The sequence below is a fragment of the uncultured Campylobacter sp. genome (assembly GCF_963517995.1).
Classification (GTDB): domain Bacteria; phylum Campylobacterota; class Campylobacteria; order Campylobacterales; family Campylobacteraceae; genus Campylobacter_A.
Genome location: NZ_CAUQHQ010000098.1, coordinates 1 through 8254, shown reverse-complemented (window position 1 = coordinate 8254; position 8254 = coordinate 1). Strand labels below are relative to the sequence as shown.

Below are 8254 nucleotides of genomic sequence, written 5' to 3'. Positions count from 1 at the left end.
CTTTTGAGCTGCCCGGCAACGAGACTGGCTTATTTTATAAGGGCAAAATTTACTATCCGTATTTATATTTAGCGCGTCGGGCTTTATTTTTTGATGATTTTTTAGTAAAATGGGCGCTAAATTTAAAGGAGAAAATATGCCAAAAGACGCAAACGGAACCGAACTAAACGCGGGAGATAACGTAACTCTGATCAAAGATCTAAAAGTAAAAGGCGCTGGTGCGACGCTAAAGCGCGGAACCATGGTAAAAAACATCAAGCTCACGGACGACGACAAAGAAATCGAAGGCAAGATCGATAAAATGGGCGTCATCGTGTTAAAGACGGAGTTTTTAAAGAAGGCTTAATCTCGTCTATGAAAAATGCAAATTTGACGCGAGATCGTTAAATTTGCGTGCTTATAAAACTTCGATATACGCGTATTTTTACGCATATTAAAAATCGTAAGATCTAGCCCAAGCTATCCTTAAACACGAAAAAGCTATAATCGCGCCCAAGGTATGGCAAGTGATTGCTTTTGCGTAGGCAAAAGAGGAAAGTCCGAGCTGCAATAAGACGGAGTTCCATCTAACGGATGGCTGGGGCGACCCAAGGGACAGTGTAACAGAAAGCAAACTGCCGCTTCGGCGGTAAAGGTGAAACGGCGGGGTAAGAGCCCACCAGCGCGGCGTGCAAGCGCGGCGGCTATATAAACCCAACTCGCAGCAAGAAGGGATGGTTTTGAGTCTTATGTCAAACCCTTCGCTAGAGCCAAATTGTAAAATTTGGAGTAGATAAATAATCACTCACGACAGAACTCGGCTTATCGCCATGCCTTTTACTACTTTTTCTACTTTCGGTTTTTTGATTTTGGCGACCAAGCGCGTAAAACTTGCAAATAATCTAAAATTCGCCCGTAAATTTGCGGCTTTGGCCAATATTTTCGAGAGATTTGGCGGCGCGCGATAAATTAAACGGCGTAAATTCGCTTCGGCTAGTTTTTTAAATTTACGCGTAAATTTTTATCGGCGCAAGGCATAAATTTAACAGACTAAATTTACGGAAAAGGGCGCGGAGATTGTGAGGGGGTATAGAAAATGAGAGTGAGAAATTTTAGCGCGAGATTTTTGAAAGCGCGTAAAATAGGCACTTTAAAAAGCTTCACTCTCAGTTGTAACGCAAGAATTCAGCCAAAAGAAAAATCCCTATAATCCCAAATCGTCCGTTTTGTCCCAAAAAAGCGGAAAAATTTAACACCGCAAATACTTATAAAAGCCCAAATAATCGCTCTTTAAACGCCTTTTAAAGCCCCCCCAAAATTCGCCCCGATATTTTATCCATCACAGCCGTATATCGTTTAAGGTTTGTTGCTGGAAGCACAGCGAATTTTTAAAAATATGAGCATTAAGACACGAAAAATTGTGAAAAATGTGTCTTAAACAAGCTTAATGTGTCTTAAATGTATCAAACAACGATATATTCAAAAATCTATTAAGACACATCGTAAAAAACACCGCAATCCAAAGACTTTATTCTTAAAAATTCAATATTTTTGATTAAGACACATTTTAAGGTTATTTTATGTTTTAAAATACTTTCATATTGATATTAAATTTGCACCTAACCTTACCTACTATTTTTAGTTGATTTATTTCCTCACCTTTTAAAATAATATCTTGATAAAAGCTGTTTAGTGACGTTAATTTTACTTCTTTATGTATCGCATCTCTCAAAAATTTCTTCATATATACGTCTCCACCGATATTTGCTATAACCACGTCGCCGTTTTTTACCTCTGCATCCAGATCCACTACTACAGCATCGCCGTCTTGTGCAAATGGCTCCATACTATCGCCAAAAACTTTAATCACGTCATAGTTTTTAAAAGGTATTTTTAAAACCTGCTCCATAAAATCCCTTCCAACAGGGATTATGGAGTAATTTTGTTCATCATTATTAGAGCCGTAGCCAGCGCTTGCCGTTATGTTTTCAAAATACCTTAAACTGGCCTTGTCATTATAAGGTTTATTTACCTTATCAGCGCTTAGGCTGGCAAATTTTAATTTTACTGTCGAGGTTAAGCCTTTTGAGCGCCATGTGGCGGCTGTATTCCTAGAATAGCCGAGTTTTTCAGCTACATCTTCGAGACTATCTACCTTGAAAAACTTTTTCATATTTTCAAATATGACTTTATCCCTCTGGTTGTCCATTTTGCCGCCTTTGATTAAAAAATTATAATATAAGGTATTTTAACCTTGACAAATAAGGTTAAAATACTATATAATACTTTCAAACTTACGAAAAAATTATATCTCATTTGAGATTAAATCTTTCAAAGGTTTGAAAAATAGTTCTTTTATTTATCATTGTTAAGTTTATAAAAGGATCTGCTATGGTTGAAATTATTGTGATTTGCGCTTTTGCTTTTTGTGTGGGTGCTGTACTTGGATTCGTTCTAGGGTAAAAGATGATCTTTTAAAATGCATTTATCATTTAGCTTTTTGCAAAATTTAAGATCTTTTGCGTGAGGGCACGAGTTAAAAATAAGCTTTGAATTTATGGTTTTTAAAACTACTCTTTTATTTGGAGAGTGGTTGCAGCTTAACTTAAATTCTTGGCCTATTTTGCTTTTTAAATTCGCATAATATAAACCTGCGTAAAAGCCTAAAATAAAGCTTAATACGACTAATCCTAGCGCCAGGAAGTGGTTATTTAGCAAAAATAAATTCGCATTTGTAAGAAAATCCAAGATATTTCCTTTTTTCAAGATTATAACAAACATAGACTTAACAATGATAAATAAAGAAAGGAGCGTAAAATGATAAAGAAATACTTTACCGATAACTGCATAAGCATAAGGCAGTGGGCTAAAAAGCACGATCTAAGCGAGCGCACCACCTATATGGTGATAAACGGCCAAGTAGTAGGCAACAAAAATTTCGCTACTTCAAGAAAGGTGTTTGAGGCGCTTTTGAGCGAGGGCATAATTAAGGAGCTTCCGAGTGCCCTAAGAAGCGAGCAAGAAGAGAGTAAGGCCAGCTAAATGATCTACGTCGAAACCGCCGCGGCAGCTGAAATTTTCGGCGTTTCTTTGAGTGCTCTTAAAGAAGCTGCTAGACGCAACTCCCAAAAATATCCGTTCGTCCGCATAAAAGACGCCGGTATCAGAAGCCGCGGCGGAGCGAAGCTGCTGTTTGCGGTAGAGATCGCGGATATAGACGGAGCGATAAAAGGCGGCAAGGCGGATAAAGACGTAAACGTATACATAGAGGACGGCTCGGAGCAAAGCGGATTTAGACGGATGAAATTTAGCGAAATAAAGGGCGGCAAAGCTGACGCGAGCGACGGTAAAAAAGAGAATTTAAGCAGGGAATACGCGGTGCTAGACGGTAGCGAAAAAGAGGAGATAAACGAAAAAATCAGACTGCTAAAAGAGTATGAGGCGGCCAAAAAACAAGGAGTGTCATGTAAAAAGTTTTGCGAAGACAGCGGCGAAAGCCAGGCAAACCTTTTTAGATGGCAAAAAGCTTATAAAGAAAAAGGCGCGGCGGCGCTGATAGATAAGCGCGGCAAGCATAGAAAAAACGCCAGCGTGCTCGAAGAGTGGATGAAGGAGTTTATCCTTGAAAATTTCCGCGCTTACGGCGCAGGCGGGCTAAATATAACGGAGCTTTACCGCAGACTCCATCAGGAGTATTTTAGACGAAGGGGCGAAGCGCATAACTATCCGAAATTTCTAACCGGAAAGATAAAACCGCTCTTTGACGCAGGCGTAATAAAAAGATACCTAGACGGCTATTACGCCGCTAACAAGCTTGAATACATAATGATCACGAAAGGCGAAGATAAAGCGAAAAGCTACTTCCAGCCGGCTCTGGGCGATCAAGGCGAGATGATAACCAGACGCAACCAATGCTGGCAGATAGATAGCTCGCCGCTTGACGTGATGGTAAGAGACGGGGAAAAAGGCGAGGCGATACGAGCCAATATCCTTAGCATCGTGGACGTGTATAGCGGCAGATGCGTAGCCAGTATAGAGAGAAAATCAAATGCCCTAGGCCTTGTAAGACTCATGTGGAAAGCGCTTAATACGCTAGGCAAACCCGATTACGTGAAAGGAGACAATGGCAAGGACTACCTAAGCGATCAGTTTCAGCATCTATTAAACGGCTTAAATATCGACTACGATAGAGCCATAGCGTATAGCGGCGACGAAAAAGGCTTTGTAGAGAGGCACTTTGGAGTGATGCAGCATGCGGGCATCTCTCAAACGCCGGGATATATAGGATTTAACCTAGCCATGAGAGAGGCGATCGAGCAAAGAACGCCCAAAAAAGATAGATCCGCAAAAGACGAGCTAGGGTTTGTTAAAAAGACCAACCTTAAATACCTGCTAACGCTAGACCAGGCAAGGGTTAAATTTGAAGCCGAGGTGCTTAAATGGGACATAATGAGCGTAGGACGCAAAAAATCAAGCCCGATAGATCGTTGGAATAGCGATACGACTCCGCTTCGCGGCGTAAGAAAAGAGGAATTTATGCTACATGCGGGAGGGTTAGAGCCTAGAACGGTAGGCAAAAAGGGAATTAGTTACGATGCAAGAGAATTCGGCTCGGCGTTTCTTCCGGCCGTAAAGACCCAGGTGTTAGTTAGCGAAAACATAGACGACGTAAGCTCGATATTCGTATTCGATTTGGAAGGAAATTTCATCTGCGAAGCAAAGGATAAAGAGATATGCCCTATGAGCGCGGAAACCTACAAGGCCGTTAAAAAGGTCTTTAAAGACGATATGAAAGCCATCCGAGCCGTCATAAAACGCGCCGAATTTAGCGAATTTACGAGACTAAACGTAAATTACGACCTCGAAGTAATGCTTGAAGCCCACAAAGAGGCGTTAAAACCTGAAAACTTTAACTACGAAGACGACGACAAGATAGAGACACTAAAAGAGACCATAAAAAGGCAAAAAGAGGTAAATAACATAATAAACGCGGGGTTTGATTACGATAAATTAAACGAATTTAGCGCAGAGAGAACGACTAAAAAGAAATTTTCCGTAGACGACGCCATAGAGATAGCAAGCGGGGAATAAAAATGTTTTCAAGGTCGTTTAAAGTCCTATTAAACGGCGTTTAAAACATTTAAAAACCAAAATCAAAGGAGGAAAAATGCAGTTAGCAGAGAGAATAAAAGACTTCATCGAAGCTAATAAATCAAGCGGCATGAGTCAGAACAAATTCGCTACGGCTTTGGGGATAAATCCCGCGTATATCTCGGGATACATAAAAGAAGGCTCTAGCTACAAGTATGCCGACAAAGTAGAAGAGCCAGCTAAAAACTATCTCGACAATTTTATCCAAAAAGTGGACGTTTTGCAAGACGAGCTACCGTTTGTAAGAACCAAGGACGCCAAAAGCATACACGCGGTGATCGGCTGGGCGGTACAAGATAGAGATATGGCGATGATAAGCGGAGTAGCCGGCAGCGGAAAGACAAGAGCCGTGCGCGAATACGTAAGAACGCATCCCGATAGCATTCTAATCGAGGCCACCATAAATACGTCCGCAAAGAGCCTTTTTAAAATTTTAGCTAGAGAGCTCGGACTAAACGACAAAGGAAGCATAGACGAGCTAATACGTCAAAGCGCGGAAGCTCTAAAAAAGGTAAGCAGGACGATTATCATAGACGAGGCTGAGCATTTGCCTTACCGCGCGCTTGAAAGCTTGCGCAGGATGCACGATTTTAGCCGCGCTACTTTGGTGCTCGTGGGCACGAACAAGCTACTAATAAATTTAACCGCTTCAAAGAGCGGAAACGAGCTAGAACAGCTAAGCTCAAGAGTCGGAAATAAATGGATACTAGGCGGACTTTCCTACGTAGACGAAGACAAGAAAAAGATAAGAGACGACCTAGAAGCCGTTTGTAAAAACTTCGGCGTAACGCAAAAACCGTGCATCGATCTAATAGAAGCGCTAGCTAAAGGAAATTTCAGAAAGACCGAAAAGTTGCTAAGAAGGGCAAAGATGCTAAGCGAATATGCAAAGACCCCTATAAACGAAGACGTAGTCAAAGAGGCTACGAAGATGTTGCTTTTATAGTTGTAACGGTTGTAATAGTTGTAAGGAGTGAAAAAATGATGAACGTAACGATAGATTCTCTTGAAAATTGCGCAGTTAATCAAACGCGAGCGGCGGGGCTAGTTAGGTTGGTAAGAAATCTTGAAGAGAAAGGATTTAAAGTGAGAGTGAACTCAAAAGGCGAAATAAGAGGCATAAGGCGCGGAAGCATGATAAAAGGCCAGAAAGCGGACTACTCAAAGAGTATGTTTAAGCTGGTAGGCAAATATATCATAAGAACCACCGACGGCAAAGTGATAGATACGGCGGCTTAAATTTGGTTTTTCGGGCGTCTTGCGGGACGCCTCATAAAGTTAAATTTTAAGAAAGGAGAATAAATGAAAACGGCAAGATTAGTATTTGTTTCTACGCCCTACGCTAGTATCAAGTGCAAAGATCGAGACAGAAACTACTATGCGAGGCAAATAGCGCAGCAAGCTTGCGCTATCGTCAGACAAAACGGCTACGAGCCTATCTCGCCCGTGCTTGCGTGGATGGGCGTGTATAGCGAGCTTGAGCGCGAAAGAGTGATGAAAAACTGCGAAGAGCTGCTTAGGGTGTGTAGCTACTACTACCGCTACCCGTGCAAATGGAGCGATAACAGCGAGGGCGTGGCGCAAGAGGCGGCGTGGGCTAAAGAATACGGCCTAAGCGAGCTTAAATTTAGTTTGTTTGAGTAATGGCGCTTGAGTTTAAAAACCACAAAAAAGCTAAAGAGAATTTGGCGATATGTACGATCTACGGATACGTAACGAAACTCAAATTTGCGATGAAATTTAAAATTTTAGGAGGAAAATATGGAAATAAAAAGTTTTAGCGATATAGATAATGCGCTAAAAAAGGTATGCGAGCTAAGCGTAGGCATAGAAAAGATTAACGGCGAAGTAACGCTTGAGTGCAACCGCATCAAAGAGAGTAGAAAGGCCGAAGTAGAGAGGCTCGAGAGCGAGAAAAACTATATCGAGCAGCAAATCACGTTTTTTTGCGAAGAGAACAAGTACGAATTTGCCGAAAAACGCTCGAAAGAATTTACTTTCGGCGAGATCGGCTACCGCCTCACAAAAAGCGTAAGCCTGCCGCGCATAAAGGCTAAAGTGGAAAGCCTGTTAAAGGCGATCAAAAGTTACGGGCTAGCCAAAGAGTGCATCATATACGAGGAAAAGCCCAATAAAGACGCTCTAGCGGAGCTAAAAGACGAAGATCTCGTAAAGCTAGGGCTAACAAGAACGGTAAAAGATAGCTTCCGCATAGTTCCTAAAATAGAGAGTTTGGAGGTAGGAAAATGAAAGAAAGCATATTTCAAGGCCTGTGGCACAACTTTAAGGGCTTAAGGGACGACAAAAATAGGCTTTTACCTAGATTTGTAAGGCGAGCGAAACTAAGAATTCGCGCTAAAGGGCGTTAAGCCCTTTAAAATGCGTTTAATTCGCTGTTAAACGTATTTTAAAAGGTTTAAATTTTAAGGAAAAACCATGCAAAACATCGACGAAAAACTAAAAGCCAGACTTCTAAAGCTCCAAGCTCTAGCAGAGCAAGGCGTAGGTGGCGAAGCAAAGAATGCTAAAGATATACTAAACAGGCTACTAAAAAAACATAAAATAAGCCTTGAATCCTTGATGGATGATGAAAAAACCAAGGAGTATTTTTTTAAATATGAGAGCAAATTCGAAAAAGAGCTTTTGTTTAGAATTTGCGCCAAAGTAAAAGATATATTCATAAGCGACGGTATAAGGTATATCCAGTGCAAAGGCAGGCAAATAAGCTTTTCTTTAACCAAATATGAGTTTATGGAGTTTGAAATTTTAAGATCGGCGTATTTTCAAAGCTGGGAAAAGTGCTTAGAAAACGCTCAAGCTGCTTTCGTATGGAAAAACAGACTAGGCTTCAAAGACAACAAACGCATAGGAGAGGCAAAGCCTCTAAGTCCCGAAGAGATAAAAGAGATACTAAACATCCAAAAGATGGCCGAGGGAATGCCCGAAGCTCAGCTTCAAAGAAATTTGCTGGAGAGCAAATGATGGAGGCCGCTCCCGGTATCGCAAAATACCAACTCGTCCAAAGGCTGGCCAAATACGGTATAGAGGGGATTGTCGATGCTAAGCTTTTAAAATGGGCAAAGATAAACGGTATAAATTTGCATTTCGTCTTTTCGCACCCGGC

The 8254-nt window shown here is 41.3% G+C and carries 10 protein-coding genes and 1 other RNA gene; 9 read left to right on the top strand and 2 right to left on the bottom strand.

Features of this window, described 5'->3' with window-relative positions; translation table 11 throughout:
* The first annotated feature begins 136 nt into the window (after positions 1-136).
* Together RYL88_RS09545 and rnpB are read left to right on the top strand one after the other, a co-directional pair.
* Positions 137-346 (top strand): alkylphosphonate utilization protein, encoded by a 210-nt coding sequence (locus RYL88_RS09545; RefSeq protein ID WP_185898507.1) that lies wholly within the window; start codon positions 137-139, stop codon positions 344-346.
* A 148-nt stretch (positions 347-494) separates the two neighbouring features.
* Positions 495-820: RNase P RNA component class A (gene rnpB / locus RYL88_RS09540), an RNA gene on the top strand.
* 744 nt (positions 821-1564) lie between these two features.
* Here rnpB and RYL88_RS09535 read toward each other — a convergent pair.
* Together RYL88_RS09535 and RYL88_RS09530 are read right to left on the bottom strand one after the other, a co-directional pair.
* On the bottom strand, positions 1565-2188 hold the full coding sequence (locus RYL88_RS09535) for a S24 family peptidase (protein WP_297967105.1): 624 nt from the start codon (positions 2186-2188) through the stop codon (positions 1565-1567).
* Between the two features lie 245 nt (positions 2189-2433).
* Positions 2434-2727, bottom strand: a complete 294-nt coding sequence (locus tag RYL88_RS09530; protein ID WP_021084062.1) for a hypothetical protein — start codon at positions 2725-2727, stop codon at positions 2434-2436.
* Positions 2728-2796: 69 nt separating this feature from the next.
* Between RYL88_RS09530 and RYL88_RS09525 the strand changes: the two genes are divergently transcribed.
* The 7 genes from RYL88_RS09525 (at position 2797) to RYL88_RS09495 (ending at position 8112) form a co-directional block, all read left to right on the top strand.
* Complete coding sequence (locus RYL88_RS09525; protein WP_297967111.1) at positions 2797-3021, top strand: hypothetical protein; 225 nt, start codon at positions 2797-2799, stop codon at positions 3019-3021.
* Complete coding sequence (locus tag RYL88_RS09520; RefSeq protein ID WP_297967113.1) at positions 3022-5070, top strand: DDE-type integrase/transposase/recombinase; 2049 nt, start codon at positions 3022-3024, stop codon at positions 5068-5070.
* Positions 5071-5146: 76 nt separating this feature from the next.
* On the top strand, positions 5147-6076 hold the full coding sequence (locus RYL88_RS09515; protein WP_297967116.1) for an AAA family ATPase: 930 nt from the start codon (positions 5147-5149) through the stop codon (positions 6074-6076).
* Positions 6077-6216: 140 nt separating this feature from the next.
* Entirely contained in the window at positions 6217-6369 is a 153-nt protein-coding gene (locus RYL88_RS09510) for a hypothetical protein (RefSeq protein WP_297967119.1), read from the top strand.
* 63 nt (positions 6370-6432) lie between these two features.
* Positions 6433-6774 (top strand): hypothetical protein, encoded by a 342-nt coding sequence (locus RYL88_RS09505; protein ID WP_297967122.1) that lies wholly within the window; start codon positions 6433-6435, stop codon positions 6772-6774.
* Positions 6775-6891: 117 nt separating this feature from the next.
* The gene (locus RYL88_RS09500) at positions 6892-7380 is read left to right on the top strand and encodes a host-nuclease inhibitor Gam family protein (protein ID WP_297967125.1); all 489 of its coding nucleotides are present in this window, start codon (positions 6892-6894) and stop codon (positions 7378-7380) included.
* Between the two features lie 186 nt (positions 7381-7566).
* Positions 7567-8112, top strand: a complete 546-nt coding sequence (locus RYL88_RS09495) for a hypothetical protein (protein ID WP_297967127.1) — start codon at positions 7567-7569, stop codon at positions 8110-8112.
* The last annotated feature ends 142 nt before the right edge of the window (positions 8113-8254 follow it).

Excerpts from the sequence above, each read along its gene's own strand:
- RYL88_RS09545 (WP_185898507.1), top strand. The coding sequence starts at position 137 with ATGCCAAAAGACGCAAACGGAACCGAACTAAACGCGGGAGATAACGTA.
- RYL88_RS09535 (WP_297967105.1), bottom strand. The coding sequence starts at position 2,188 with ATGGACAACCAGAGGGATAAAGTCATATTTGAAAATATGAAAAAGTTT.
- RYL88_RS09525 (WP_297967111.1), top strand. The coding sequence starts at position 2,797 with ATGATAAAGAAATACTTTACCGATAACTGCATAAGCATAAGGCAGTGG.
- RYL88_RS09520 (WP_297967113.1), top strand. The coding sequence starts at position 3,022 with ATGATCTACGTCGAAACCGCCGCGGCAGCTGAAATTTTCGGCGTTTCT.
- RYL88_RS09515 (WP_297967116.1), top strand. The coding sequence starts at position 5,147 with ATGCAGTTAGCAGAGAGAATAAAAGACTTCATCGAAGCTAATAAATCA.
- RYL88_RS09505 (WP_297967122.1), top strand. The coding sequence starts at position 6,433 with ATGAAAACGGCAAGATTAGTATTTGTTTCTACGCCCTACGCTAGTATC.
- RYL88_RS09500 (WP_297967125.1), top strand. The coding sequence starts at position 6,892 with ATGGAAATAAAAAGTTTTAGCGATATAGATAATGCGCTAAAAAAGGTA.
- RYL88_RS09495 (WP_297967127.1), top strand. The coding sequence starts at position 7,567 with ATGCAAAACATCGACGAAAAACTAAAAGCCAGACTTCTAAAGCTCCAA.